This window comes from Variovorax sp. OAS795, assembly GCF_040546685.1.
Classification (GTDB): domain Bacteria; phylum Pseudomonadota; class Gammaproteobacteria; order Burkholderiales; family Burkholderiaceae_C; genus Variovorax.
The window spans coordinates 4,794,734-4,820,270 of the sequence record NZ_JBEPOH010000001.1; the positions used below are offsets into that span (position 1 = coordinate 4,794,734).

Below are 25,537 nucleotides of genomic sequence, written 5' to 3' on the forward strand. Positions count from 1 at the left end.
GCCTCTATTTGCCGCCTTCGTCGTCAGGCGGATTGCCGTCGTACACGTCGTTCTGGCGGTGCTGCAGGTACGCGTCCCGCGTGAAGGTGTATTTGTCGAGCGCCGCATCGTCGAGCAGGCGGCCCGCGCGCAGGTACTTGGCCCGCGTATCGACGGCTTCGAGCACCGACAACGAATTGCGCCAGGCCACGTCGTTCATGTTGCCCAGCACACTGCCGGCGCGGTCCACGGGCAAGGCCGCGGTGTCGCGCAGGGTCGAGGGGCCGAGCAGCGGCAGCACGACATACGGGCCCGAGCCCACGCCCCAGCGGCCGAGCGTCTGCCCGAAATCTTCCTCGTGGCGATCGATACCGGCTTCGGTGGCGATGTCCAGCAGGCCGCCCAGACCGAAGAACGTGTTCACGTTGACCCGCATGAAGGTCTCCGCGCTGTTCTGCAGCTTGAGCTGGGCCACGCTGTTGGCAAAGCTCCAGACGTCGCCCAGGTTGCCGAAGAAATTGCTCACGCCGGTACGCACCATGGAGGGCAGCACGCGCTGGTAGGCCGTGGCCACCGGCACCAGCACCGCTTCGTCGACCGTGTCGTTGAAGCTCGTGACGCCGCGGTTGAAGGGCTCGAAAGGGTCCGCGGGATTCGCATGGGGACCGCTCGCGCAGCCTGCAAGCAGTGCAAAAGCAGCTGCGGCGCCCATCCAATGGGCACGGTTCGCTATGTTTTTAAGAGCGAAGGACGAAAAAAGGCTTGTTTTCATTTCTTGTTGGCTGTTCCCGGCGCCGGCGTCGTATTGCCGTCGGCTGCCTTGCTGTAGAGGAACTGGCTGATCAGGTTTTCCAGCACCACGGCCGATTGGGTTGCGGTGATGGTGTCGCCGGGTTGCAAATTCTTCTCCTCGGCGCCCGCTTCGATGCCGATGTACTGCTCGCCGAGCAGGCCACTGGTCAGGATCTTGAGCGAGCTGTCCTTGGGAAAACTGTAACGGTTTTGTAATGCCAATGTGACGCGGGCCTGAAATGACTTGTCATCGAACGAGATGGATTCCACACGGCCCACCACCACGCCGGCACTCTTGACGGCCGTTTGGGGCTTGAGGCCGCCGATGTTGTCGAATCGCGCGGTGACGTTGTAGGTCTTCTGGAAGTTCAGGCTCAGCAGGTTGGCCGACTGCAGCGCGAGGAACAGCAGCGCCGCGCCGCCGATCAGGACGAACAGGCCCACCCATATGTCGCTATTGGAACGTTGCATGGTTTGCACTCTCTAGAACGATTGGAGCGGAGCTCCTTCAAATACTGAACATCATGGCGGTCAACAAGAAGTCGAGCCCGAGCACCGAAAGCGACGCCATCACCACGGTGCGGGTGGTTGCACGCGACACGCCCTCGGGCGTCGGCTGGGCCTCGAAGCCTTGCAGCAGCGCAATGAAGGTCACCGTGAAACCGAACACGATGCTCTTGATCACGCCGTTGCCGACGTCGCGCCACACATCGACACCGCCCTGCATCTGGCCCCAGAAGGCACCCGGGTCCACGCCCAGCATCAGCACGCCGACCACGTAGCCGCCCATGATGCCCACGGCGCTGAACACCGCCGCCAGCAGCGGCATGGTGATCACGCCGGCCCAGAAACGCGGCGCCAGGATGCGCTGCACCGGGTCGACCGCCATCATCTCCATGGCGCTGAGCTGCTCGCCGGCCTTCATGAGGCCGATTTCCGCCGTGAGCGAGGTACCGGCCCGCCCGGTGAAGAGCAGCGCCGCCACCACCGGCCCGAGCTCGCGCACCAGGCTCAGCGCGACCAGCAGGCCGAGCGCCTCGGAAGAACCGTAGCGCTGCAGCGCGTAGTACATCTGCAGGCCCAGCACGAAACCGACGAAAAGCCCCGACACCGCAATGATCGCCAGCGAGTAGTTGCCCAAAAAATGGATCTGGTCGCGCACCAGCCCGAAACGACGCAAGCTTTGTGCCCCCTGCACCACGAGACGCAGGAACAGCTTGGCACCATGGCCGAGGTCGGCCAACTTGCTGCGCGCGGCATAGCCGACGTCGGCTGGCTTCCACCAGGTCATACGGACCCCCACTCTCGGCACTTCGTGTCCTCGCTGCCCCCCGAGGGGGGCTTCGCTTGCTCGGGGCGGCCCAGCGCTGCGCTCATGCTCCCCCCTCATTGCCAAAATCCTGCTCGATGCCGATCGCGGGGTAGTGAAAATGCACCGGCCCGTCGGGCAGGGCATTGACGAACTGGTGGACCAGCGGATCGGCGCTTTCGCGCACTTCGTCCGGCGTGCCCTGTGCGGCAATGCCGCCGTTGGCCAGGATGATCACGTGATCGGCGATGCGGAAGGTTTCCTCGAGGTCGTGCGACACCACGATGCTGGTCAGCCCGAGCGTGTCGTTCAGCTGGCGTATGAGCCGTGCCGCAGTGCCGAGCGAAATGGGGTCGAGCCCGGCAAACGGCTCGTCGTACATGACAAGATCGGGGTCCAGCGCAATGGCACGCGCAAGCGCGATGCGGCGCGCCATGCCGCCTGACACTTCGCTGGGCATCAGGTCGCGCGCGCCGCGCAAGCCGACCGCATCGAGCTTCATGAGCACGATGTCGCGCACCAGCGCCTCCGAGAGCTGCGTGTGCTCGCGCAGCGGAAAGGCGACGTTGTCGAACACGCTCATGTCGGTGAACAGCGCACCGAACTGGAACAACATGCCCATGCGACGCCGCGCCTGGTACATGCCGGCGGCGTCGAGCTTGCCGACGTCGCGGCCGTCGAAAAGCACTTCGCCGCGCTGCGCCCGCTGCTGTCCGCCGATGAGCCGCAACACCGTCGTCTTGCCGCCGCCCGAGGCGCCCATCAAAGCCGTGACCTTGCCGCGCGGCACGGCAAACGACACCCGGTCGAGAATCGCGCGCGCGCCGTAGCCGAACGAAACATCGCGGAACTCTACAAAAGGGTGTGGCAGTGCGGCTGGGTCCATCTCAATAAAAAAGCCGGGCGCCTCTTCAGGCATCCCGGCATGCGGTTTCCGCGAATGATAGCGGGGCCGCGATGGGCCCCGCAGAACTGAAACAAAAATCAGCGCGGTAAGTCGCTGAATCCCATCAAAAATTCATCCACCGAGCGCGCAGCCTGGCGCCCCTCGCGAATCGCCCAGACCACCAGCGACTGGCCGCGGCGAATGTCGCCTGCGGCAAACACCTTGGGCACATTGGTGGCGTAGCCGCCGATGAAGTCGACCGTGGCCTTGGCGTTGCCGCGCGCATCCTTCTCGACACCGAAGGCCTCCAGCACAGGCGCCACGGGGCTCACGAAGCCCATGGCCAGCAGCACGAGGTCGGCCTTGAGGATCTGCTCGCTGCCCGCCACTTCCTGCATGCGGCCGTCCTTCCACTCGACCCGGACCGTCTTGAGGCCGGTGACCTTGCCTTTTTCGCCGATGAACTCCTTGGTGGAGATCGCGAACTCGCGCTCGCAGCCTTCTTCGTGGCTGGAGCTGGTGCGCAGCTTGATCGGCCAGTAGGGCCAGGTCAGCGGGCGGTTTTCTTCCTCGGGAGGCTGGGGCATCAGCTCGAACTGCGTGACGCTGGCCGCGCCGTGGCGATTGCTGGTGCCCACGCAATCGGAGCCGGTGTCGCCGCCGCCGATCACGATGACGTGCTTGCCGTCGGCGCGCAACTGGCCCTTGACCTTGTCGCCCGCATTGACGCGGTTCTGCTGCGGCAGGAACTCCATCGCGAAGTGGATGCCGTCAAGGTCGCGCCCCGGCACCGGGAGGTCGCGCGATTGCTCGGCACCGCCGGTGAGCAGCACGGCATCGAACTCCTTGTCCAGTTGCTCGGGTGTGACGGTTTCCTTGGCGAGATTGGTCACCTTGGAGCCCTTGCCCAGCGGGTCCTTCGCGGCACCGACCATCACGCCGGTACGGAAGGTCACGCCCTCGGCCTTCATCTGCTCGACGCGGCGATCGATGTGCGTCTTCTCCATCTTGAAGTCGGGGATGCCGTAGCGCAGCAGGCCGCCGATGCGGTCGTTCTTCTCGAACAGCGTCACGTCGTGGCCGGCGCGCGCGAGCTGCTGCGCCGCGGCCATGCCGGCCGGACCCGAACCCACCACCGCCACCTTCTTGCCGGTCTTGTGCTTGGCAACGCGCGGCGCCACCCAGCCTTCGTCCCAGGCGCGATCGATGATCGCGTGTTCCAGCGACTTGATGCCGACCGGGTCGTCGTTCACGTTGAGCACGCAGGCGGCCTCGCAGGGCGCGGGGCAGATGCGGCCGGTGAACTCCGGGAAGTTGTTGGTCGAGTCGAGCACCGCGAAGGCGTTCTGCCAATCGTTGCGGTACACGAGGTCGTTGAAGTCCGGAATGATGTTGTTGACCGGGCAGCCGCTGTTGCAGAACGGCGTGCCGCAGTCCATGCAGCGTGCGCCCTGCACCTTGGCCTGCTCGACCGTCAGTCCGACGACGAATTCCTTGTAGTGCCTGACGCGCTCCTGGACGGGCTTGTAGCCCTCCTCGACGCGCTCATGCTCCATGAAGCCTGTGATCTTTCCCATCGCTTGCTTTCCTTTTGTTCTCTTTGTCGCCGGCTCAGGCCGCGGCTGGCGTGGCCTGCTGTGCGGCCAGCGCGTGCGGTTCCAGGCCGATGTGCGCGTTGTTGCCGCTGCTCGTGAGCTCGACCTTGCGGTCGTGCAACTCGGCCAGCGCACGCTTGTATTCGTTCGGGAACACCTTGACGAACTTGGTGCGCGCCTCGGCCCAGTTGTCGAGCAGTTCGCGTGCCCGCTTGCTGCCGGTCCAGCGGTGGTGCTCTTCGAGCAGCTTCTTGAGCTGGGCCTCGTCGGTATCGCCGCCGTGCCAGATCTTGCGATGCATGCTTGCCGTCTGCTCCGCCGAGGTCAGCACCTTGTCCAGCGACACCATCGAGAGGTTGCAGCGGGAGGCGAACTGGCCGTCTTCGTCGTAGACGAAAGCCACGCCGCCGCTCATGCCCGCCGCGAAGTTGCGGCCGGTCTTGCCGAGCACGGCCACCGTGCCGCCGGTCATGTATTCGCAGCCGTGGTCCCCGGTGCCTTCGACGACGGCCGTGGCACCCGACAGGCGCACCGCGAAGCGTTCGCCGGCCACGCCGCAGAGATAGGCCTCGCCGGTGGTCGCACCGTACAGCGCGGTGTTGCCGACGATGGTGTTGCGCACCGCTTCACCGCGGAAATCGAGGCTCGGGCGCACCACCACGCGGCCGCCCGAAAGGCCCTTGCCGGTGTAGTCGTTGGCATCGCCGATCAGGTACAGCGTGATGCCGCGCGCAAGGAACGCGCCGAACGACTGGCCGCCCGTGCCTTCGAGCTGGATGCGGATCGAATCGTCGGGCAGGCCCTGCGGATGCACCTTGGTCAGCGCACCGGACAGCATGGCGCCGACCGAGCGGTTGACGTTGCGCGCGACCTCGATGAACTGCACCTTCTCGCCGCGCTCGATGGCCGGGCGCGACTTCTCGATCAGCTTGACGTCCAGCGCACGCTCCAGGCCATGGTCCTGGTTCTCGACGTGGTAGCGCGGCACGTCGGCCGGCACGATCGGCAGCGCGAACAGGCGGCTGAAGTCCAGGCCCGAGGCCTTCCAGTGCTCGATGCCCTTGCGCATGTCGAGCAAGTCGGCGCGGCCGATCAGGTCGTCGAACTTGCGGATGCCGAGCTGGGCCATGATCTGGCGCACTTCTTCCGCAACGAAGAAGAAGTAGTTGACCACGTGCTCGGGCTTGCCCGAGAACTTCTTGCGCAGGATCGGGTCTTGCGTGGCCACGCCCACCGGGCAGGTGTTGAGGTGGCACTTGCGCATCATGATGCAGCCCTCGACCACCAGCGGCGCGGTGGCAAAGCCGAACTCGTCGGCGCCCAGCAACGCGCCGATGGCGACGTCGCGGCCGGTCTTCATCTGGCCGTCGGCCTGCACGCGGATGCGGCTGCGCAGGCGGTTGAGCACCAGCGTCTGCTGCGTCTCGGCCAGGCCGATTTCCCACGGGCTGCCGGCATGCTTGATCGACGACCAGGGCGATGCGCCCGTGCCGCCGTCATGGCCTGCGATCACCACGTGGTCGCTCTTGCACTTGGCCACGCCGGCCGCGATGGTGCCCACGCCGATTTCGCTCACCAGCTTGACGCTGATGCTGGCGTGCGGCGCGGCGTTCTTCAGGTCGTGAATCAGCTGCGCCAGGTCTTCGATCGAGTAGATGTCGTGGTGCGGCGGCGGCGAAATGAGGCCCACGCCCGGGACCGCATAACGCTGCTTGCCGATGTATTCGGTCACCTTGCCGCCGGGCAGCTGGCCGCCCTCACCCGGCTTGGCGCCCTGCGCCATCTTGATCTGGATCTGGTCGGCCGAGAACAGGTACTCGGCCGTGACGCCGAAGCGGCCCGAAGCCACCTGCTTGATGCGCGAGCGCAGCGAGTCGCCGTCCTGCAGGGGCAGGTCGACCTCGACGTTGGCAGCGCCGATCACGCTCTTGAGCGTGTCGCCCTTCTTGATGGGGATGCCCTTGAGCTCGTTGCGGTAGCGCGCCGGATCTTCGCCGCCCTCGCCCGTGTTGCTCTTGCCGCCGATGCGGTTCATGGCGATCGCGAGCGTGGAATGCGCCTCGGTGCTGATCGAGCCGAGCGACATCGCGCCAGTGGCAAAGCGCTTGACGATTTCGGCCGCGGGCTCGACCTCGTCCACCGGAATGGCCTTGGCCGGGTCCAGCTTGAACTCGAACAGGCCGCGCAGCGTGAGGTGGCGGCGGTTCTGGTCGTTGATGAGCTGTGCGTATTCCTTGTACGTGTTCCAGTTGTTGGAGCGCGTGCTGTGCTGCAGCTTGGCAATGGCGTCGGGCGTCCACATGTGCTCTTCGCCACGCGTGCGCCAGGCGTACTCGCCGCCGGCATCGAGCATGTTGGAGAGGATCGGATCGTCGCCGAACGCCGCCTTGTGCATGCGGATGGCTTCCTCGGCGATCTCGAACACGCCGATGCCTTCCACGCGGCTGGCCGTGCCGGTGAAGTACTTGTTCACCGTCTCGGTGTTCAGGCCGATGGCTTCGAACAGCTGGGCGCCGCAATAGCTCATGTAGGTGCTGACGCCCATCTTCGACATGATCTTGGAGAGACCCTTGCCGATGGCCTTGACGTAGTTGTAGACCGCCTTCTCGGCGCTCATGTCGCCCGGCAGGTCGGCATGCATGGCCGCCAGCGTTTCCATGGCCAGGTAGGGGTGCACGGCTTCGGCGCCATAGCCTGCCAGCACGCCGAAGTGGTGCACTTCGCGGGCCGAGCCGGTTTCGACCACCAGGCCGGCCGTGGTGCGCAGGCCCTCGCGCACCAGGTACTGGTGCACCGCCGAGAGCGCCAGCACGGCGGGGATCGCGACCTGCGTGGGGCTCACGCCGCGGTCGCTCACGATCAGGATGTTATGGCCGCCCTTGATGGCGTCCACGGCTTCGGCGCACAGCGAGGCCAGCTTGGCCTCGACGCCTTCGTCGCCCCAGGCGAGCGGATAGGTGATGTCGAGCACGTAGCTCTTGAACTTGCCCTGCGTGTAGGTCCCGATGTCGCGCAGCTTCGCCATGTCGGCGAAGTCGAGGATCGGCTGGCTCACTTCGAGCCGCATCGGCGGGTTGACCTGGTTGATGTCCAGCAGGTTGGGCTTGGGGCCGATGAAGGACACCAGCGACATCACGATCGCCTCGCGGATCGGATCGATCGGCGGGTTGGTCACTTGCGCGAACAGCTGCTTGAAGTAGTTGTAGAGCGGCTTGTTCTTGTTGGAGAGCACGGCCAGCGGGCTGTCGTTGCCCATGGAGCCGATACCCTCCTCGCCGGCCTGCGCCATCGGGCTCATCAGGAACTTGATGTCTTCCTGGGTGTAGCCGAAGGCCTGCTGGCGATCGAGCAGCGCCACCTGGCTCACCGGCGCCTTGATCGCCGTTGCGGCCGGCTCGGCGTTGACGCTGTCGAGCTTGATGCGCAGGTTCTCGATCCACTGCTTGTAGGGCTTGCTGTTGGCGAGGGTGGCCTTGACCTCCTCGTCGTCGATCATGCGGCCCTGCTCCAGGTCGATCAGGAACATCTTGCCGGGCTGCAGGCGCCACTTGCGCACGATCTTCTGCTCGGGCACCGGCAGCACGCCCGATTCCGACGCCATGATGACCAGGTCGTCGTCCGTCACGCAGTAGCGCGAGGGGCGCAGGCCGTTGCGGTCCAGCGTGGCGCCGATCTGGCGGCCGTCGGTGAACACGATGGAGGCCGGGCCGTCCCACGGCTCGAGCATGGCGGCGTGGTATTCATAGAACGCGCGGCGACGCGGGTCCATGGTGGCGTGCTGTTCCCATGGCTCGGGAATCATCATCATCACGGCCTGGCTGATGGGGTAGCCGGCCATCGTCAGCAGTTCGAGGCAGTTGTCGAAGGTGGCGGTGTCGGACTGGCCGGCGAAGCTGATCGGGTAGAGCTTCTGCAGGTCGGCGCCCAGCACGGGCGAAGACATCACGCCTTCGCGCGCCTTCATCCAGTTGTAGTTGCCCTTGACCGTGTTGATCTCGCCGTTGTGGGCGACATAGCGGTACGGGTGGGCCAGCGGCCACTCGGGAAAGGTGTTGGTCGAGAAGCGCTGGTGCACCAGCCCGAGCGCCGAGATGCAGCGCTTGTCCTGCAGGTCGAGGTAATAGGTACCGACCTGGTCGGCAAGCAGCAGGCCCTTGTAGACCACGGTGCGGCTCGACATGCTCGGAACGTAGTATTCCTTGCTGTGCTTGAGCTTCAGTCGCTGGATGTTGGCGCTGGCGGTCTTGCGGATCACGTAGAGCTTGCGTTCCAGCGCGTCCTGCACGATCACGTCGTTGCCGCGGCCGATGAACACCTGGCGCAGCAGTGGTTCCTTGGCGCGCACCGTGGGCGACATCGGCATGTCGCGGTTCACCGGCACGTCGCGCCAGCCGAGCAGCACCTGGCCTTCGGCCTTGATGGCGCGTTCCATTTCCTGCTCGCAAGCTTCGCGCGAGGCGTGTTCCTTGGGCAGGAAGATCATGCCGACGCCGTATTCGCCGGGCGGCGGCAGCGTGACGCCCTGCTTGGCCATTTCTTCGCGATACAGGTGGTCGGGCAGCTGGATCAGGATGCCCGCGCCGTCGCCCATGAGCTTGTCGGCGCCGACTGCACCACGATGGTCCAGGTTTTCGAGGATCTTGAGGCCCTGCAGCACGATGGCATGGCTCTTTTCGCCCTTGATGTGCGCCACGAAGCCGACGCCGCAGGCATCGTGCTCGTCGGCACCGGAATACAGACCGTGTTGTTGGAGATGTTCGATCTCGGCAGCCGTCGTCATGGCGCACTCCTTCAGTTTTCGCAGGGAAGAGAAGGATATTGCGATGCACAAAGAATGCCAAATACTTTATTTGGGGTCAGATTCCAATTTGAATCCGAGTTTCTTGGTCAGAAATTAATTAGGGACATATTGAATTCGTCGACAACGCCGCTGCTCGGCCTTGCCGCGCAGACGCGGTCAGGACCGAGTAGCCGAAGGTGGACGTCCAGCCCTGGCCTTCGCAACCCGGCGTTCAGTGGCTTTCTGAAGTGAAGCGAGGAATTCGGCATCACCCGCCGCCCACCCGCGCAAAGTGGCCTCGGTGAGCGTGCCCTGGTCCACCTGGCGCACGCCGGAACGCACCAACTCCGCGTATGCAGCTTCGCGCGCGAAGGGCGTGTTGCCCAGCTCCCAGTACAGCGGGTGGGGCGTCAGCAGCCTGTCATGGCGCAGGCCCGCATAGTGGCCGTGGCTGGACCATGGAAAATCGCGCGCGTCGGCCACGAGCCCGGCCCGCACGGGATTGAGGTCGATGTAGGCCATGCAGGTCAGCAGGTATCGATCGGTCTGGATCAGGGTCGACCTGTAGCGCCCTTCCCACAGGGTGCCGCTTCGGCCATGGCGGTCGTTGAAGTAGCGCACGTAGCTGCGGCCCACCGACTGCATGAACTGCGGCAACCCCGTGGTGGTGCCGGGCGTGGCCAGCAGGTGGAAATGGTTGTCCATCAGCACATAGGCATGCAGCGCCACGCCAAAGCGGGTGGCGGCCTCGGCCAGCAGGCCCAGCAGCCGTTCGTGGTCCGCCCGATCGACGAAGATCACCTGCCGGTTGTTGCCGCGCTGGATCACATGGTGCGGCATGTCGGCGAGCGTGAGGCGGGGCAGACGGGCCATGGCGTGGATCGAAAGTGCGCGCTTCGGCAGGACCTCAGGGCAGGCGAAACCGGGTATCGCCCAGCGCGTCGAGTCCGAACTGCGCGAGCAGCTCGCCGAGACGCGCCGCTGCGGCGGCCTTGCGTTGACCGGTGTGTCGCGCCAGGATCAGCTCGTTCTTCATGCTGTGCTCCCAGCCCACCAGCTCGGTGACGGTGACGCTGTATCCGTGGGCTTCGAGATAAAGGCAGCGCAGCACGTTGGTGAGCTGGCTGCCGATCTCGCGCGTGTGCAGCGGATGGCGCCAGAGTTCGGCCAATGGCGTTCGCGACAAGGCCAGCGCCTTGGTCTCGCGCAGGCAGGCCGCCACTTCGGCCTGGCAGCAGGGCACCAGTACCATGCAGCGCGCCTTCTTGGCGAGCCCGAAGGCGATGGCGTCGTCGGTCGCGGTGTCGCAGGCGTGCAGTGCGGTGACCACGTCGATCCGCTCCGGCAGTTCCTCGGCCTGGGCCGATTCGGCCACCGTGAGGTTCAGGAACGACATGCGATCGAAACCCAGCTGCCGTGCCAACGCCCTCGACTTCTCGACCAGTTCGCTCCGCGTCTCGATGCCGTAGACGTGGCCACCCTCGCGGGCGCGGAAGAACAGGTCGTAGATGATGAAGCCAAGGTACGACTTGCCCGCGCCATGGTCGGCGAGCGTGGCCTCGGCCCCACCACCGGGCAGTTCGCGCAGCAGCTGCTCGATGAACTGGAACAGGTGGTAGACCTGCTTGAGCTTGCGCCGGGAGTCCTGGTTGAGGCGGCCTTCGCGCGTGAGGATGTGCAGTTCCTTGAGCAGCTCGATGGATTGCCCCGGCCGCAGGACTTCGGCCAGTTCGGCTTCGGCCTTGGAAGTCTTGGAGGTCTTGGCGGTCTTCACCGCCCGAGTCGCTTGTGCATTCATGATGATCGGGCGCTCCCTGGGCCCACGCCGAGCGCAGCCCAGCCGTCCTGCCCCAGTGTTTCCAGGGTTTCGATGTTGCGTTCGAAGATGGCTTCGGCCTCGGGAAACGCCTCGACCGCACGGCTCACGCTGTCTTCGCGCAGCAGGTGCAGCGTGGGGTACGGCGCGCGATTGGTCGCGTTCGCGATGTCGCCGCTTTCCGTGCCCGCGAACTGAAACTGCGGGTGAAAGCTCGCGAGCTGGAACACGCCGTCGAAACCGGCGCGGGCGAGCTTGCGTTCGGCGCGCGCAGTGAAATCGTTGAAGTCCAGGAAATCGCCCAAGGTGTTGGGTGTGATCAGCAAGGTGGTGTCGCGCACGGAGGCATCGAGCGCGGCGAGTTCATGGGCCTGTGCCAGCAGCGCGTCGACCAGCGCGGCGTCGTCGGCGGGCAGGTACACGGCGTAATGGATCTGCGCCTTCACGTGCACCGCCTTTGCGAACGGGCACAGGTTGAGCCCGATCACCGCGCGCTCGAGCCAGCGCCGCGTATCGGCTTCGGCCTGAATGGCCTCGATTGTCGCTGCGCCTGTCATGCCACTCCTGCTGCCAGGCGTATTCGCCCCAGGCGGCGAGCGAGGACCATCCCGGCCAGCGAGCACGCCAACGTGGCCGCCCAGGTCCAGTGCCATCCGCCGACACGGTGAGCCACCCATGCGACCGCGGGGGGCGCGAGGAACTGCCCCAGCGACGAGGCCTGCTGCATGAGCCCGATCGTCGTGGAAACGGTGGCGGGCCCCGGCGCCAGGCGAACCCCGAGCAGGAACAGGGTCGCAGGCACCATGCCGCCGCCCAGCGAAAAAGCGCAGACCGCGGCATAGCGCAGCGCCGGCGGCAGGCCGAGCGCATCGGCCCCCTGCCCCACCTGCGCGAAAGCCGCCACGCCGCCCAGCGCCATCGCCAGGAAACCCCCTTGCAGCAGGCGCTCCGGCGCAACGCCGCGCTGCAGCCACCTGCCGCCCGCGAGGTTGCCGACGATGTTCATCGCAGCCGCGATGGCGGTGAGCACCGCATTCCAGCCCGCCGGCACCCCGGCGCCGGCATAGATGGCCGGCAGGAAGCCGATCACGGCCATCCATTGCGCCGAATACACCGCAAAGCTCGATGCGATCATCCAGGGTGCGCGGGCGCCGACGGTGGCGCGCAGGCGCGACGACCATCCGTCCGGCGTGGCGCTCGCTGCCGGAGTGCCGGACCGAAGCCCATCCGCCGGCACGGCCGCCCAGAGCCAGAGCGCCGCGGCGGCCGAGACCGCGGACAGCGCCCACCACCAGTCGCCCCATCCGCCCCACCCGATCAGCGCCGGCCCGAGCAGCAGCGCAAGCGCCACGCCGAGCGGCATGTACGCGCCCCAGACGCCCAGCGCCGCCTTGTCCGCCCCCGGCGGCGTCAATGCGCGGATCAACCCGGGGCCTGGCATCACCGCCAGGAGAAAACCGATGCCCTCGACGGCCCGCAAAAACAGCAGCCACTGCACCGCATGCGCAGCGCCGAGAAGACCCGCGCCGACAGCGCCGCCCAGTAGGCTGGCCGCCGTCAGCACCAGCAGCCCCGCCAGCATGCTGCGGCGCAGGCCGATGGTGTCGGCCGCCAGCCCCGCCGCGAGCCCGAGGGTCATGCTGGCGACCTGCACCAGCGAGAGCAGGAAACCCGCCTCGACCAGGCCGATGCCGAGCGATGCCTGCAGCGCAGGCACGGCGGGCGGCAGCTTGCCCAGATGCAGCGCCGCGCTGACACCGCCCAAGACCACGGCAAATGCAGCCGCGGGAACGCGCGCGGATGCCCCGGTGGCCGGCCCCATCGCAACGCCCTCGCCCTGGCGGGCTGCGCCTTCGGAACGGCCGGCGCTCATGCGATGCCCCGCCGGCCGGTCAGCCGTTCGTGCTCGCGCATGGCAAAGCGGTCTGTCATGCCGGCGATGTAGTCGGCCACGGAACGGTACCGGTCGCGCCGCTCGGCATAGGCGACCGGCATCTCCCCGGGGCGCTCGAGGTAGGCCTCGAACAGCTCCCGCACCACCTGCTGCGCCTGCTCGGTTGTCTGCGCGACCTGCGGATGGCGGTAGAGGTTGCGGAACAGGAAGCCCTTGAGCTCGCTGGACTGCGCCTGCATGGCGTCGCTGAACGCGACCAGCGGCGCGGCGTGCCGCACACCCTTCGCATCGGCGGGTCCCGCCGCTTCGATGGCCGCACGGGTGGCGTCGATCACGTCGTAGACCTGGGCACTGAGCATGCGGCGGATCGTCTCGTAGAGCACGCGCCGCCCTTCCAGGTGGGGATGTTCGGCCAGCGCCTCGCGGCGGTAGCGCTCGAAGAGAGGAACCTCGCCGAGCTGCTCGACGGTGATCAGCCCCGAGCGCACGCCGTCGTCGATGTCGTGCGCGTTGTAGGCGATGGCGTCGGCCAGGTTGCAAAGCTGCGCTTCGAGCCCCGGCTGGGTGCGGTCCAGGAAGCGCCGGGCCACGCCGCCGGGTTCGGCGGCCTCCAGGCGTTCCGCGTTGGCGCGCGAGCAGTGCTTGAGGATGCCCTCGCGGGTCTCGAAGCTGAGATTCAGGCCGTCGTACTGCGGATAGCGCAGTTCGAGGGCATCGACCACGCGCAGGCTTTGAAGGTTGTGCTCGAAGCCGCCATGGCCTTCCATGCAGGCATTCAGCGAATCCTGTCCCGCATGGCCGAAGGGCGTATGGCCCAGGTCGTGCGCGAGGGCAATGGCCTCGACCAGGTCTTCGTTGATCCGCAAGGCCCGCGCGATCGATCTGCCCAGCTGCGCCACCTCGAGCGAATGCGTGAGCCGCGTGCGGAACAGGTCGCCTTCATGGTTCAGGAACACCTGGGTCTTGTAGACCAGCCGCCGGAATGCCGTGGAATGCACGATGCGGTCGCGGTCGCGCTGGAACGCATCGCGCGTGGGCGCCGGCGGCTCGGCATGGCGCCTTCCGCGCGACTGCGCAGGGTGGCAGGCGTAGGCCGCAAGATTCATCGGTGCACCTTGGCGCGGGACTCACTCCGCGCGGCAGCACTGCGCGAGCACTTCGCGCACGAGCGCATCGGGCGCGGCGCTGACCGCGGCCGAGCCCGGCTTGTCGATCACCACGAAGCGGATCTCGCCGGCTTCGGATTTCTTGTCGACCCGCATCAGTTCGAGGTAGCGCTCGGCGCCCAGCGCGGGGCCGACGGTGGGCAGGCCGGCGCGCCCGATGAGCCGGGTGAGCCGTTCGACGAACGCGGCATCGACACCGCCGAGCCGCTGCGACAGGTGCGCCGCCATGACCATGCCGCAGCCGACCGCTTCGCCATGCAGCCATTCGCCGTAGCCCAGGCCCGACTCGATCGCGTGGCCGAAGGTGTGGCCGAAATTGAGGATCGCGCGCAGGCCGGTTTCGCGTTCGTCCTCGCCGACGACGAGGGCCTTGATCTCGCAGCTGCGCTTGACCGCGTGGGCCAGCGCGGCCGGATCGCGCGCCACCAGCGCGTCGACATTCGCCTCGATCCAATCGAAGAACGCCATGTCGTAGATGGGCCCGTACTTGATGACCTCGGCCAGCCCGGCGCTCAGTTCCCGCGGCGGCAGCGTCTGCAGCGTGCGCAGGTCGCACACCACGAGCTGCGGTTGGTAGAACGCGCCGATCATGTTCTTGCCGAGCGCGTGATTGATGGCGGTCTTGCCGCCGACGGAGGAATCGACCTGCGCCAGCAGCGTGGTCGGCACCTGCACGAACGGCACGCCGCGCATGTAGCTCGCGGCGGCAAAGCCGGTCATGTCGCCCACCACGCCGCCGCCCAGCGCAAACAGCACGGTCTTGCGGTCGCTGCCGTGTCCGAGCAGCGCGTCGAAGATCAGGTTCAGGGTCTGCAGGTTCTTGTGCACTTCGCCATCGGGCAGTTCGAGCAGGTGCACGGTACGGAACCGGCCGGCCAGCGCGGCGTGCAAGGCCTTGGCGTAGAGCGGCGCCACCGTGGTGTTGCTCACGACCAGCGCGGTGGCGGCCGGGAGCACCGCGGCAAAACTCCCGGGATCGTCCAGCAGGCCGGCCCCGATGAGGATCGGGTAGCTGCGTTCGCCGAGCTGGATATCGACGCGTTCGGGGGGTGCGGAAGATGCGGGCAATGACATGCAGCGAGTTTAGGCGCTGCGGCCCGGCCGGTTCAGGCCGTGGGTTCTTCGGGCCGGGATCCCGGCGCGACGATGCCGGCCAGCTCGAGCTGCATCACGATGATGTTCACCAGCATGGCGATCGACGGGCGGCCGGTGTCGACCACGTCGTGGGCCGTTTCGCGGTAGAGCGGATCGCGCGCGTCATGCAGTTCGCGCAACCGTCCCAGCGGATCGGCCACCTGCAGCAGCGGCCGCTTGACGTCATGGCGCAGGCGCCGGAACAGGTCTTCGGGCGAGGAGCGCAGGTAGATCACGTGGAAGTGGTCCCGCAGCTGCCTGCGATTGGCCTCCCGCAGCACCGCTCCGCCGCCCGTCGCCAGCACGCCGTGGGCCTGGGACGCAAGACCGGCAATCACGGTCTGCTCGAGGTCGCGAAAGGCCGTTTCGCCTTCGCGGTCGAAGTAGTCGCGGATCGAGCAGCCGATGCGCTGCTCGACGACATGGTCGGTATCGACGAATGGAAGGTCCAGGCGCGCACCCAGGCGCCGGCCTACTGCAGATTTGCCGGCGCCGGGCAACCCGACGAGTGCGACCGCCACGCGGTGGCTGCTACGCCTGCGCGTCAGCGCGCGGCGTTGCGGTCGGTAATCATCTTCGGAGTGATAAAGACGAGCATTTCGGTCTTGTTGGCAACGCGTTCGCGCTTGCGGAACAGTGCACCCAGGTAGGGCACTTCACCCAGCACCGGCACGCGCGATTCGTCATTGGTTTCGGTGAGTTCGAAGATACCACCGATGACGACCGTGCCGCCGTTCTCGACCAGCACTTCGGTCTGCACGTGCTTGGTGTTGATGGCCGGGCCGGCCGAAGTATTGACGCCGCGGGCATCCTTGCTCACGTCGAGCGTGAGGATGATGTTGCCTTCGGGCGTGATCTGCGGCGTGACTTCGAGCTTCAGCACCGCCTTGCGGAACGAGATCGAGGTGGCGCCGCTGGACGTGGCCTGCTGGTAGGGAATTTCTTCGCCCTGCTCGATCAGCGCCTTGGTCTGGTCGGCCGTGATGACGCGGGGGCTGGACACCAGCTTGCCCTTGCCGTCGGCTTCCAGTGCCGAGATCTCGAGGTTCAGCATGCGCGAGAAGCTGGAATTGAACAGCGAGATCGCGAAGGCGCCGGCCGCGTTGCCCGTGCCGCCGGCATCGCCTGCGGGCAGGTTGATGAAGTTGGAGTTGGTCCAGGTGGTGGTGGCGGTGCTTGCGCCGCCGGTGGCATTGGTACCCGCGCTCACGACGGGCATCATCCCGATGTTGCCGAAGGCCCGGTTGCCCGACGACGAGGCAAAGCGCTCGCCGGCGATGCCGCCGCCCAGGCGCACGCCGAGCGACTTGCCGAAGGTGTCCGACGCTTCCACGATCCGCGCTTCGATGAGCACCTGGCGCACCGGGATGTCCAGCTTCTGGATCAGTTCGGCCACCTGGGCCAGGCGCGACGGAATGTCCGACACGAACAGCTGGTTGGTGCGCGATTCCGCAATCACGCTGCCGCGCGGGCTCAGGATGCGCGTGGTGGTGCCGGAGCCGCCGCCGCCGCCCGACGAAGCGCCGGTGCCGGTCAGGCCCTGGGCAATCGCGATGGCCTTGGTGTAGTTGAGCTGGAACGACTGGGTGCGCACCGGCTCCAAGTTCTCGATCGTGGCCTTGGCCTCGAACTCGAGCTTTTCCTTGGCGTTGATTTCATCCTTGGGCGCGATCCACAGCACGCTGCCGTTCTTGCGCATGCCCAGGTTCTTGGCCTGCATGATGATGTCGAGCGCCTGGTCCCACGGCACGTCCTTCAGGCGGAGCGTCAGCGCGCCGGTGACGGAATCGGAGGTCACGATGTTGAAGTTCGTGAAGTCGGCGATCACCTGCAGCAGCGAACGGATCTCGATGTTCTGGAAGTTCAGGGAGAGCTTCTCGCCGTTGTAGCCCACGCCCTGCGTCAGCTTGGCCGGGTCCACCTTGCGGGCGCGGACTTCGACCACGAACTGGTTTTCGCTCTGGTAGGCGCTGTGCTCCCAGTCGCCCTTGGCCTCGATCGTCATGCGCACGCGGTCGCCCGACTGCTGCGAGGTGATGAGCTGGACCGGCGTGTTGAAGTCGGCCACGTCGAGGCGGCGGCGCAGGCCTTCCGGCAGGGTCGACTTGGTGAACTCCACGACGAGGTTCTTGCCCTGCTGGCGCACATCGACGCCGACCTGGTTGTTCGGCAGGTCGACGATCACTCGGCCGGTGTTGTCCGACCCCATGCGGAAGTCCACGTCGCGCAGCGGCAGGGTGTCGCGATTGCGGTTTTCCGCAAAGACGGTGGGCGTGGACGAAGCCAGGGCCGTGCCGGCCACGGGTTCGAGGATCACCAGCAGCGACTTGCCCTGGATCTCGGCCTTGTAGGCGGTCGCCTGCTTGAGATTCAGCACCACGCGGCTGCGGTCGCCGGCCTGGACCACGTTGACGGAACGCAGGTTGCCCTGGTTCACCTCGATGGCGGAGCGGCCGATCGCGTTGGTCACGCCTGGGAAATCAAGCGCGATGCGCGCCGGCGTCTGCACCGCGAAGCCGGTCGGCACCGCCGCGAGCGGCTGCGCCAGGTCGATGCGGATCACCTCGGCGCCGGATTGGGTCGAACTGGTCACCGCTTCGATGGCGTTTTGCGCATGGGCAATCGCGAGTGCGCCGAATGCCAGGAGACCCAGCCCGGCAGCTCGCAGCCGCTGTGCCATCGTAGATTTTTTGTGATTCATTTCTTCGCACTCTCTTGCAGCTGCAATGTCGCCACGCGTTCGATCCATTCACCGGCGGCGTCTTGCACGATTTCACGCAAGGCGACTTCGGTTTCGTTGATACGGGTGATGCGCCCGTAGTTGAGCCCCAGGTACTCGCCGACACGCACCTTGTAGAGCAGCTTGTCGACCCGCACCAGCGCCACCGGCTGGCCGTTACGGTTCATGCTGCCCACCATGGCCATGGTGTCGAGCGGGAAAGCTTCCAGCGCCTCCTTGCGGCGCACCAGTTCAGGCGCGATCAGCTCCGACGTGCTGGGCTGGTTCGAATCCCGGCGCAGCGCCTGGGTCAGCTTGAGCAGGTTGAACGGCTCGAAAGCCGCGCCTTCGGTGTAGGCCTGCGGCGTGAATTTCTTGGGCTCGGTGATCGGCGGCACATTGGGCTTCACCTGTGCGCGTTGCTCGACCATCCAGCGGCGCAGGTCTTCCTGCTCCGAATCGGCACAGGCGCTCAGGCCGAGGGCGGCCACGGCCAGCCACAGGAGTTTGGCGGTCGTCCTCATTTCTTGGCCTTTGGCGCCGCAGCGCGCTTCTGGGCCGCCCGCTCTTCGTCGTCGAGGTAGCGGTAGGTGCGTGCCGTCGCATCCATCGTCAGGGTGCCGTCCTTGTCTTTCTGGGGAACGATCGTGAGATTGTTCAGCGTCACGATGCGCGACAGGCTCGCGACGTCGGCCGCAAAGGAGCCGATGTCGTGGTACCGGCCGGTCACGCGCACGGCGATCGGCAGCTCGGCGTAGTAGTCCTTCACCGAAACCTGACCGGGGCGGAACAGCTCGAACTGCAGGCTGCGGCCGAGGCCGGCCTGGTTGATGTCGGACAGCAGCGCGTCCATTTCAGCCTTGCTGGGGAGTTGCTTTTCGAGCAGCGTCACGTACTGCTGCACCTGCTCGCGCTGCTTCTTCAGCAGATCGAGGTTGGCGGCGAGCGCCACCTTCTTCTGGTAGTCGGTGCGCAGCGTAACTTCTTTCGCGCGCTCGCTCTCGAGCTCGTCGTTCGAATTGGTCAGCCACACGAACCACAATCCCGCCAGCACCAGGGCGGTCAACGCCAGGCACAGGGCATAGCGCGGCACGGCCGGCCAGCTGGCCGGGTCGTTGGGATTCAGGTTGCGGAACTGGTCGCCGAAACCGCGCAGTGCGGCGCCGACATCCATTTTTTGAGAGGGGCGATTGCTTGCCATGATCCGTTACCCCTTGACCTGCGCCGCTGCGGCCAGCGCCTTGTCGGCCGCGGCCTTCTGCGCGTCGGTCGGCCGCTTCAGGCCGATGCGCATCGTGAAGTTCGCCACCCGGCGCTGGTCGCGCTGGCTCAGGCTCACTGTCGCGGAAGTGATCTCGACCAGTTCGGGCTTGACCAGCCATGGGCTGTTGTTGCCCAGGTTGCGCAGCAGCTCCGACACGCGCTCGTTGGACTGCGCCATGCCCTGCAGCGTGACCGTCTGGTTGTCCTGCTTCATGCTGGTCAGATAGACACCGTCGGGCAGCTGCCGGACCAGTTCGTTGAGCAGGTGCACCGGCAGGTTGCGGTCGCCCTGCAGGTCTTCGACCGCCTGCTGGCGTGCGCGCAGCGCTGCGATTTCATCCTGCAGCGTGGAAATTTCCTTGATTTCGGCGTCGAGCTTGGTGATCTCGGTCTTGAGGAAGGTGTTCTTGGCTTGCTGGGCCGAGATCTGCGCCTCGAACCAGAGAAAGGCCAGGCCGGCGATCAGGACGCCGAGCACCGCGGCACCGCCCAGGGTGCCGTAGAAGGCCTCGCGCCGCCGCTTGCGTGCGGCTTCGCGATGCGGAAGCAGGTTGATGAGAATCACTGCATGAACCTCCGCATGGCCAGACCGCAGGAGGTCAGATAGGAAGGCGCCTCACGCCGGACTTTCTTCTCGCGGATGTTCGCACCCAGCTCCATGCCGTCGAACGGGTTCACGAGCGAACAGGCGAAAGAAGTCTGGCGCGTCACGGCGCTGGTGAGGCTGGGCAGCGAAGCCGAGCCGCCTGCAAGCAGCACGTAGTCGACACGGTTGTGGGGCGTGCTGGTGAAGAAGAACTGCAATGCGCGGGCAATTTCCTGCGCGATGCTTTCCACGAAAGGCCGGAGAACGCTCGAGCCGTAGTCGTCGGGCAGGTCGCCGCTCCGCTTCTTGGCTTCGGCCTCTTCGGCGGAGAAACCGTACTGGCGCACGATCAACTGGGTCAGCTGGGCACCGCCGAAGGCCTGGTCGCGGTCGTACAGCACTTCCTGGTTGCGCAGCACCTGCATGCTGGTGGTGAAAGCACCCACCTCGAAAAGCGCGACGACGGCATCGACGCCCTTGCCCGGAAGTTGCTCGATCAGGCGAGCGGTGGCAAGGCGGGAAGCATAGGACTCGACGTCGAGGATCACCGCCTTCAGGCCGGCCGCTTCGGCCAGCCCTTCGCGGTCCTGGACCTTCTCCTTGCGAGACGCGGCAATCAGCACTTCGACGTCGCCGGCGGACGCGGTGCTCTGCCCGGTCACGCAGAAATCGAGGCTGACCTCGTCGAGCGAGAACGGGATGTACTGGTTGGCTTCGGACTCGACCTGGATTTCGAGTTCCTGCTCGCTCATGCCGCCAGGAAGAATGATCTTCTTGGTGATGACGGCCGAGGGAGGCAGCGCCAGGGCGACATTGCGCGTGCGGGTACCGCTCTTGCGCACCACGCGGCGCACGGCTTCGGCCACTTCGTCGAACTTCTCGACGTTGCCGTCGGTGATCCAGCCCCGTTCCAGGGGTTCGATCGCGCAGCGCTCCAGAACCAGCTTGCCGCTGGCTTCACGGCCGAGCTCGACCAGCTTGACGCTGGACGAACTGACGTCCAGACCGAGCATGGGAGCGTTCTGACGGCGAAACAATGATCCGAAAGCAGCCAAGTTAGGTCCCTTTACCCCTGCATTTGTAACCAATGGAAAAAAGTGCGTTCGGTTGCATGCTAGCAGTACGCGTAGCGGCATCCAAGTACCCCGGGTCGGCGAATACCCGGAACGTTGTCAAAACCAGACGTTGAAGCCACATTCAGTAACTTTTGGTTTAGCCCGCAACGATGCGCCTAAGTTCCGGCCCCGGGAAGTGCCGGCTTTTTATAATGTGCGGTGACTCTCCGGGCCCACATGCAAGAAACTACACGCCCCAAAGGGCCAGCCAAGACTCCCCCACCCGCACGACCAGCCTGGCTGAAATGGCTGCTGCGCTTCCTGGTCTGGGGGTTCGGGATTGCCGCAGCCAGCGTTCTGGCGGTCCTGTGCGTGATCGCGGTTGCCCTCGCCGTTGCCTACCCCAACTTGCCGGACATCTCGGAGCTGTCGGACTACCGTCCCAAGCTGCCCCTGCGCGTGTTCTCCGCCGAGGGCGTCCTGATCGGAGAATTCGGCGAAGAGCGCCGCAATCTAACCCCGATCGCGGCGATCCCCAAGCTCATGAAGGACGCTGTGTTGGCTGCGGAAGACACGCGCTTTTACGACCACGGCGGGGTCGACTACAAGGGCATGGTGCGCGCAGGCCTTGCCAACATGAACCGCGTGAAGAGCCAGGGTGCATCGACCATCACGATGCAGGTGGCCCGCAACGTCTACCTGAGTTCGGAAAAGACGCTGACCCGCAAGATCTACGAGGTGCTGCTCACCTTCAAGCTGGAGCACCTGCTCACCAAGGACCAGATCTTCGAGATCTACCTGAACCAAATCTACCTGGGCAACCGCGCCTACGGCTTCGCGGCCGCTTCGGAGGCCTATTTCGGCAAGCCCCTGCAGGAACTCTCCATTGCGCAGGCGGCCATGCTCGCAGGGCTGCCGAAGGCACCTGGCGCGAACAACCCGGTCAACAATCCGCAGCGCGCACGCGGTCGCCAGTTCTATGTGATCGACCGCATGCAGGAGGCCGGCTTCATCACCGCCGAGCAGGCGGCCGAAGCCAAGAAGGAAGAACTCCACCTGCGCGACGCGGCCGACCCGAACCGGCTGCATGCCGAGTACGTGGCAGAAACCGTGCGCCAGCTGATGTATGCGCAGTATGGCGACAGCACCTACACCCGGGGCCTCAAGGTCTACACCTCCCTGGTGGCCGCCGACCAGGCCGCCGCCTACAAGGCGCTGCGCAAGGGCATCATGGACTACGAGCGGCGCCAGATCTATCGCGGGCCCGAGAAGTTCGTCGACCTGCCCAGCGACCCGAAGGACCTGGACGAAGCGGTCGACGACGCGCTGACCGACCACCCCGACAACGGCGACGTGATGGCCGCCGTGGTGCTCAAGGCCAATGCGAAGGAAATCTCCGCCGTGCGCGGCAACGGGGATCCCGTGCAGATCACCGGCGAAGGCCTCAAGCCCGCGCAGTCGGGCCTCTCCGACAAGGCGCCGCCCAACATCAAGATTCGCCGCGGCGCCGTGATCCGCGTCGTCAAGACGCCCAAGAACACCTGGGAGATCACCCAGCTGCCCGAGGTGGAAGGCGCTTTCGTCGCCATGGACCCGAGGGATGGCGCAATCAAGGCGCTGGTGGGCGGGTTCGACTTCGGCAAGAACAAGTTCAACCACGTCACGCAGGCGTGGCGCCAGCCGGGCTCGAGCTTCAAGCCCTTCATCTACTCGGCCGCGCTCGAGAAGGGCTTCACGCCGTCCACCGTCATCAACGACGGCCCGCTCTTCTTCGATGCCGGCACCACCGGCGGGCAGCCCTGGGAACCCAAGAACTATGGCGGCGGCTACGACGGCCCGATGTCGATGCGCACCGCACTGATGAAATCCAAAAACCTGGTTTCGATCCGCATCCTGCAATCGATCGGAACGCGTTATGCGCAAGACTGGATCACCAATTTCGGCTTCGACAAGGAAAAGCATCCCGCCTACCTGCCCATGGCACTGGGCGCCGGATCGGTCACGCCGATGCAGATGGCCGTGGGGTATTCGGTGTTCGCCAATGGCGGCTACCGCGTCAATCCGTATCTCGTGACCCGCATCACCGACCACAAGGACAAGGTGCTGGTCGACAAGCAGCCGCCGCTGCTCAACGAGACGATCCGCGCCATTCCCCAGCGCAACGCTTTCATCATGGACACGCTGCTGCAGTCCGTGACGCGCGCCGGCACCGCCGCCAAGGCGCAAGCCATGCTCAAGCGCACCGACCTGTACGGCAAGACCGGCACCACCAACGACTCGCTCGATGCGTGGTTCGCAGGCTTCCAGCCGACGATGACGGCCATCTCGTGGATCGGCTACGACACGCCGCGCAACCTGGGCGACCGCGAAACTGGCGGCGGCCTGAGCCTGCCGATCTGGATCAACTACATGGAAACCGCCATCAAGGGCGTGCCCGTGACCGAACTGTCTGCCACGCCGCCGCAAGGCATCGTCAGTGTGGGCGGCGAGTGGTACTACGACGACTACGCGCCAGGCCGCGGCGTCGCCAGCCTGGGCGTGGAGAGCGCGGCGACCCCGCCCGCGGAGTCGCTGAGCGGCGTTCCGGTGAGCCCGCCGCCACCGCCGGAAGAACGCAATCGCATCCTCGATCTGTTCAGGAACTGAAGTCGCGGATCAATCGGCGGCCGCGAACTCCAGCGGCTGCCCCGCCTGCAAAGTCGCTTCGCGCGACAGATTGCCGAAGAATTCTTCGCCCGTCTTGGTGTCGACCCAGGCCTTGCCGTCGTGCCGGTAGTGATAGCCACCCGAGCGCGCGGCGAGCCAGATCTCCTGCAGGGGCTTTTGCAGATTCACGATCAACTGACTGCCGTTCTTGAATGAAATCGTGATCATCCCGCCCACGCGCTGGTTGTCGATATCGGCGTCGGTCGCGTCGTTGATGCGGTCGCAGCCGCGCTCGATGGCAGCGAGTGCGGCTTCGGCGCGGTCCATGTATTCGGAGTCGGTCATTACAATTTCGCTATGTTGAATGTTCGTCAAATTCTAGTGAGCGCCCCGCGCCGCGCTGCGCTCATGGTCTGCCTCGCTGCCTCGGCGGGCGGTTTGGCTGCCTGCGGGCAGCGTGGGCCGCTCTACCTGCCAACCGATCCGGCGGCCGCCCACCGGGCCACCTTGCCGCAGTTGATCACGCCGGGCGGGCCGCGCGACACCTCCGAGGCCGAGGCGGCGCCCAAGCCCGCTGCGGCCAGCAGCGAACCGGCGCCGGCCACCGGCAGCAGGGCACCCAAGTGACGACAAACGCCTCTCCCCTGCCCGGCCATCCGCATGTGGTGCAACGCGACGACGCGCTGCACGTCGAAGGCGTGAGCCTGGATGCGCTGGCGCGCGAACACGGCACACCGCTGTTCGTCTATTCGAAGCAATGGATGCTGGACGCGTTGGCGGCCTACCAGCGCGGCTTCGAGGGCCGCGATGCCCTGATCTGCTATGCCATGAAGGCGAATTCGTCGCTGGGCGTGCTGCGCGTGTTCGCAGAGGCGGGCTGCGGCTTCGACATCGTTTCCGGTGGCGAATTGGCGCGCGTGCTGGCGGTCGGTGCCGACCCGTCGAAGATCATCTTCTCCGGGGTCGGCAAGAGTCGCGGCGAAATGCGGCAGGCCCTGGCGGCCGGCATCGCGTGCTTCAACGTCGAGAGCGAGGCCGAGCTCGACGTGCTCAACGAAGTGGCACTGGCCGAGGGCGCCCGCGCGCCGATCAGCATCCGCATCAATCCCAACGTCGATCCCAAGACGCACCCCTACATTTCCACCGGGCTCAAGGGCAACAAGTTCGGCATCGCCCACGACCGCGCGGTCGAGGCTTATCGCCATGCGGCCAGGCTGCCGGGGCTCGAGGTGGTCGGCATCGACTGCCACATCGGCTCGCAGATCACCGAGGCTTCGCCGTACCTGGACGCTTGCGACCGGATACTCGACCTGGTCGAGGCCATCGAGGCGGCCGGCGTGCCCATCCACCATCTGGACTTCGGCGGCGGCCTGGGCATCGACTACAACGGCGAAGTGCCGCCCAAGGCCGATGCGCTCTGGCAGCAGTTGCTCGCGCGGCTCGATGCGCGCGGCTTCGGCCAGCGCAAGCTGGTGATCGAACCCGGACGCTCGCTGGTCGGCAACGCGGGCGTTTGCGTGACCGAGGTGCTCTACACCAAGCCCGGCGAGGACAAGAATTTCTGCATCGTCGATGCGGCCATGAACGACCTGCCGCGTCCCGCGATGTACCAGGCCTTCCAGAAGATCGTGCCGCTGCGGATCCGCGCCGGCGGTGCAACCACCTACGACGTGGTCGGGCCGGTCTGCGAGAGCGGCGACTGGATCGGCCGCGACCGCGCGCTCAACGTGGTCGCCGGCGACCTGCTGGCCGTGCTGTCCGCGGGTGCCTATTGCATGAGCATGGCCAGCAACTACAACACGCGCGGCCGTGCGGCCGAGGTGCTGGTGAGCGGCCAAAGCGCCACGCTGATCCGCCGCCGCGAGACGATGGAAGACCAGCTGCGCAGCGAGCAGGTCGAAGGCTGAAGCGCGCGCC

At 66.1% G+C, this 25,537-nt stretch carries 22 protein-coding genes; 3 read left to right on the forward strand and 19 right to left on the reverse strand.

Features of this window, described 5'->3' with window-relative positions:
• Nucleotides 1–4 precede the first annotated feature (4 nt).
• The 18 genes from ABID97_RS23200 to ABID97_RS23285 form a co-directional block, all read right to left on the reverse strand.
• On the reverse strand, nucleotides 5–751 hold the full coding sequence (locus tag ABID97_RS23200) for an MlaA family lipoprotein (RefSeq protein ID WP_503012791.1): 747 nt from the start codon (nucleotides 749–751) through the stop codon (nucleotides 5–7).
• Nucleotides 748–1,242, reverse strand: coding sequence for an outer membrane lipid asymmetry maintenance protein MlaD (gene mlaD / locus ABID97_RS23205; RefSeq protein WP_354401053.1), 495 nt, complete (start codon nucleotides 1,240–1,242; stop codon nucleotides 748–750). The genes ABID97_RS23200 and mlaD overlap by 4 nt, the downstream gene beginning before the upstream one ends.
• Nucleotides 1,243–1,279: 37 nt before the next feature.
• The gene (mlaE, locus tag ABID97_RS23210) at nucleotides 1,280–2,062 is read right to left on the reverse strand and encodes a lipid asymmetry maintenance ABC transporter permease subunit MlaE (protein ID WP_354401054.1); all 783 of its coding nucleotides are present in this window, start codon (nucleotides 2,060–2,062) and stop codon (nucleotides 1,280–1,282) included.
• A gap of 82 nt (nucleotides 2,063–2,144) precedes the next feature.
• Nucleotides 2,145–2,999 carry an ABC transporter ATP-binding protein gene (locus tag ABID97_RS23215; RefSeq protein ID WP_354401055.1) on the reverse strand — a complete coding sequence of 285 codons (855 nt, stop codon included), beginning with the start codon at nucleotides 2,997–2,999 and terminating at the stop codon, nucleotides 2,145–2,147.
• A 65-nt stretch (nucleotides 3,000–3,064) separates the two neighbouring features.
• Nucleotides 3,065–4,543 carry a glutamate synthase subunit beta gene (locus ABID97_RS23220; protein ID WP_354401056.1) on the reverse strand — a complete coding sequence of 493 codons (1,479 nt, stop codon included), beginning with the start codon at nucleotides 4,541–4,543 and terminating at the stop codon, nucleotides 3,065–3,067.
• A 34-nt stretch (nucleotides 4,544–4,577) separates the two neighbouring features.
• Nucleotides 4,578–9,341 carry a glutamate synthase-related protein gene (locus ABID97_RS23225; RefSeq protein WP_354401057.1) on the reverse strand — a complete coding sequence of 1,588 codons (4,764 nt, stop codon included), beginning with the start codon at nucleotides 9,339–9,341 and terminating at the stop codon, nucleotides 4,578–4,580.
• Between the two features lie 177 nt (nucleotides 9,342–9,518).
• Nucleotides 9,519–10,214 carry a transposase gene (locus tag ABID97_RS23230; protein WP_354401058.1) on the reverse strand — a complete coding sequence of 232 codons (696 nt, stop codon included), beginning with the start codon at nucleotides 10,212–10,214 and terminating at the stop codon, nucleotides 9,519–9,521.
• 34 nt (nucleotides 10,215–10,248) lie between these two features.
• The gene (locus tag ABID97_RS23235) at nucleotides 10,249–11,139 is read right to left on the reverse strand and encodes a class I SAM-dependent methyltransferase (protein ID WP_354401060.1); all 891 of its coding nucleotides are present in this window, start codon (nucleotides 11,137–11,139) and stop codon (nucleotides 10,249–10,251) included.
• Complete coding sequence (locus ABID97_RS23240) at nucleotides 11,136–11,714, reverse strand: DUF1415 domain-containing protein (protein WP_354401061.1); 579 nt, start codon at nucleotides 11,712–11,714, stop codon at nucleotides 11,136–11,138. The genes ABID97_RS23235 and ABID97_RS23240 overlap by 4 nt, the downstream gene beginning before the upstream one ends.
• A complete protein-coding gene (locus ABID97_RS23245) occupies nucleotides 11,711–12,979 on the reverse strand; it encodes an MFS transporter (protein WP_354401844.1) in 1,269 nt (422 codons plus the stop codon). Before ABID97_RS23245 ends, ABID97_RS23240 begins: the two co-directional genes overlap by 4 nt.
• Nucleotides 12,980–13,026: 47 nt before the next feature.
• Complete coding sequence (locus ABID97_RS23250) at nucleotides 13,027–14,157, reverse strand: deoxyguanosinetriphosphate triphosphohydrolase (protein WP_354401062.1); 1,131 nt, start codon at nucleotides 14,155–14,157, stop codon at nucleotides 13,027–13,029.
• 21 nt (nucleotides 14,158–14,178) lie between these two features.
• Nucleotides 14,179–15,291, reverse strand: a complete 1,113-nt coding sequence (aroB, locus tag ABID97_RS23255; RefSeq protein ID WP_354401063.1) for a 3-dehydroquinate synthase — start codon at nucleotides 15,289–15,291, stop codon at nucleotides 14,179–14,181.
• A 32-nt stretch (nucleotides 15,292–15,323) separates the two neighbouring features.
• Nucleotides 15,324–15,872: a shikimate kinase gene (locus tag ABID97_RS23260; protein ID WP_354401064.1), complete on the reverse strand. Its 549-nt coding sequence runs from the start codon at nucleotides 15,870–15,872 to the stop codon at nucleotides 15,324–15,326.
• A 23-nt stretch (nucleotides 15,873–15,895) separates the two neighbouring features.
• Entirely contained in the window at nucleotides 15,896–18,052 is a 2,157-nt protein-coding gene (locus ABID97_RS23265; protein ID WP_354401065.1) for a type IV pilus secretin PilQ, read from the reverse strand.
• Nucleotides 18,049–18,594 carry a pilus assembly protein PilP gene (locus tag ABID97_RS23270; RefSeq protein WP_354401066.1) on the reverse strand — a complete coding sequence of 182 codons (546 nt, stop codon included), beginning with the start codon at nucleotides 18,592–18,594 and terminating at the stop codon, nucleotides 18,049–18,051. The genes ABID97_RS23265 and ABID97_RS23270 overlap by 4 nt, the downstream gene beginning before the upstream one ends.
• Nucleotides 18,591–19,271: a type IV pilus inner membrane component PilO gene (locus ABID97_RS23275; RefSeq protein WP_354401067.1), complete on the reverse strand. Its 681-nt coding sequence runs from the start codon at nucleotides 19,269–19,271 to the stop codon at nucleotides 18,591–18,593. Before ABID97_RS23275 ends, ABID97_RS23270 begins: the two co-directional genes overlap by 4 nt.
• 6 nt (nucleotides 19,272–19,277) lie before the next feature.
• On the reverse strand, nucleotides 19,278–19,898 hold the full coding sequence (locus ABID97_RS23280) for a PilN domain-containing protein (RefSeq protein WP_354401068.1): 621 nt from the start codon (nucleotides 19,896–19,898) through the stop codon (nucleotides 19,278–19,280).
• Complete coding sequence (locus ABID97_RS23285) at nucleotides 19,895–20,974, reverse strand: pilus assembly protein PilM (protein ID WP_354401069.1); 1,080 nt, start codon at nucleotides 20,972–20,974, stop codon at nucleotides 19,895–19,897. Before ABID97_RS23285 ends, ABID97_RS23280 begins: the two co-directional genes overlap by 4 nt.
• A gap of 237 nt (nucleotides 20,975–21,211) precedes the next feature.
• Between ABID97_RS23285 and ABID97_RS23290 the strand changes: the two genes are divergently transcribed.
• Complete coding sequence (locus ABID97_RS23290) at nucleotides 21,212–23,620, forward strand: penicillin-binding protein 1A (RefSeq protein WP_354401071.1); 2,409 nt, start codon at nucleotides 21,212–21,214, stop codon at nucleotides 23,618–23,620.
• Nucleotides 23,621–23,629: 9 nt separating this feature from the next.
• Here the strand turns inward: ABID97_RS23290 and cyaY are convergent, their stop codons facing one another.
• Nucleotides 23,630–23,965 carry an iron donor protein CyaY gene (cyaY, locus tag ABID97_RS23295; RefSeq protein WP_354401073.1) on the reverse strand — a complete coding sequence of 112 codons (336 nt, stop codon included), beginning with the start codon at nucleotides 23,963–23,965 and terminating at the stop codon, nucleotides 23,630–23,632.
• Between the two features lie 36 nt (nucleotides 23,966–24,001).
• Here cyaY and lptM point away from each other — a divergent pair, with 36 nt between their 5' ends.
• Nucleotides 24,002–24,247: an LPS translocon maturation chaperone LptM gene (lptM, locus tag ABID97_RS23300; RefSeq protein ID WP_503012792.1), complete on the forward strand. Its 246-nt coding sequence runs from the start codon at nucleotides 24,002–24,004 to the stop codon at nucleotides 24,245–24,247.
• The gene (lysA, locus tag ABID97_RS23305; RefSeq protein ID WP_354401077.1) at nucleotides 24,244–25,527 is read left to right on the forward strand and encodes a diaminopimelate decarboxylase; all 1,284 of its coding nucleotides are present in this window, start codon (nucleotides 24,244–24,246) and stop codon (nucleotides 25,525–25,527) included. Before lptM ends, lysA begins: the two co-directional genes overlap by 4 nt.
• Nucleotides 25,528–25,537: the final 10 nt, after the last annotated feature.

Excerpts from the sequence above, each read along its gene's own strand:
- ABID97_RS23200 (WP_503012791.1), bottom strand. The coding sequence starts at position 751 with ATGAAAACAAGCCTTTTTTCGTCCTTCGCTCTTAAAAACATAGCGAAC.
- mlaD (WP_354401053.1), bottom strand. The coding sequence starts at position 1,242 with ATGCAACGTTCCAATAGCGACATATGGGTGGGCCTGTTCGTCCTGATC.
- mlaE (WP_354401054.1), bottom strand. The coding sequence starts at position 2,062 with ATGACCTGGTGGAAGCCAGCCGACGTCGGCTATGCCGCGCGCAGCAAG.
- ABID97_RS23215 (WP_354401055.1), bottom strand. The coding sequence starts at position 2,999 with ATGCCTGAAGAGGCGCCCGGCTTTTTTATTGAGATGGACCCAGCCGCA.
- ABID97_RS23220 (WP_354401056.1), bottom strand. The coding sequence starts at position 4,543 with ATGGGAAAGATCACAGGCTTCATGGAGCATGAGCGCGTCGAGGAGGGC.
- ABID97_RS23225 (WP_354401057.1), bottom strand. The coding sequence starts at position 9,341 with ATGACGACGGCTGCCGAGATCGAACATCTCCAACAACACGGTCTGTAT.
- ABID97_RS23230 (WP_354401058.1), bottom strand. The coding sequence starts at position 10,214 with ATGGCCCGTCTGCCCCGCCTCACGCTCGCCGACATGCCGCACCATGTG.
- ABID97_RS23235 (WP_354401060.1), bottom strand. The coding sequence starts at position 11,139 with ATGAATGCACAAGCGACTCGGGCGGTGAAGACCGCCAAGACCTCCAAG.
- ABID97_RS23240 (WP_354401061.1), bottom strand. The coding sequence starts at position 11,714 with ATGACAGGCGCAGCGACAATCGAGGCCATTCAGGCCGAAGCCGATACG.
- ABID97_RS23245 (WP_354401844.1), bottom strand. The coding sequence starts at position 12,979 with ATGGGGCCGGCCACCGGGGCATCCGCGCGCGTTCCCGCGGCTGCATTT.
- ABID97_RS23250 (WP_354401062.1), bottom strand. The coding sequence starts at position 14,157 with ATGAATCTTGCGGCCTACGCCTGCCACCCTGCGCAGTCGCGCGGAAGG.
- aroB (WP_354401063.1), bottom strand. The coding sequence starts at position 15,291 with ATGTCATTGCCCGCATCTTCCGCACCCCCCGAACGCGTCGATATCCAG.
- ABID97_RS23265 (WP_354401065.1), bottom strand. The coding sequence starts at position 18,052 with ATGAATCACAAAAAATCTACGATGGCACAGCGGCTGCGAGCTGCCGGG.
- ABID97_RS23270 (WP_354401066.1), bottom strand. The coding sequence starts at position 18,594 with ATGAGGACGACCGCCAAACTCCTGTGGCTGGCCGTGGCCGCCCTCGGC.
- ABID97_RS23275 (WP_354401067.1), bottom strand. The coding sequence starts at position 19,271 with ATGGCAAGCAATCGCCCCTCTCAAAAAATGGATGTCGGCGCCGCACTG.
- ABID97_RS23290 (WP_354401071.1), top strand. The coding sequence starts at position 21,212 with ATGCAAGAAACTACACGCCCCAAAGGGCCAGCCAAGACTCCCCCACCC.
- cyaY (WP_354401073.1), bottom strand. The coding sequence starts at position 23,965 with ATGACCGACTCCGAATACATGGACCGCGCCGAAGCCGCACTCGCTGCC.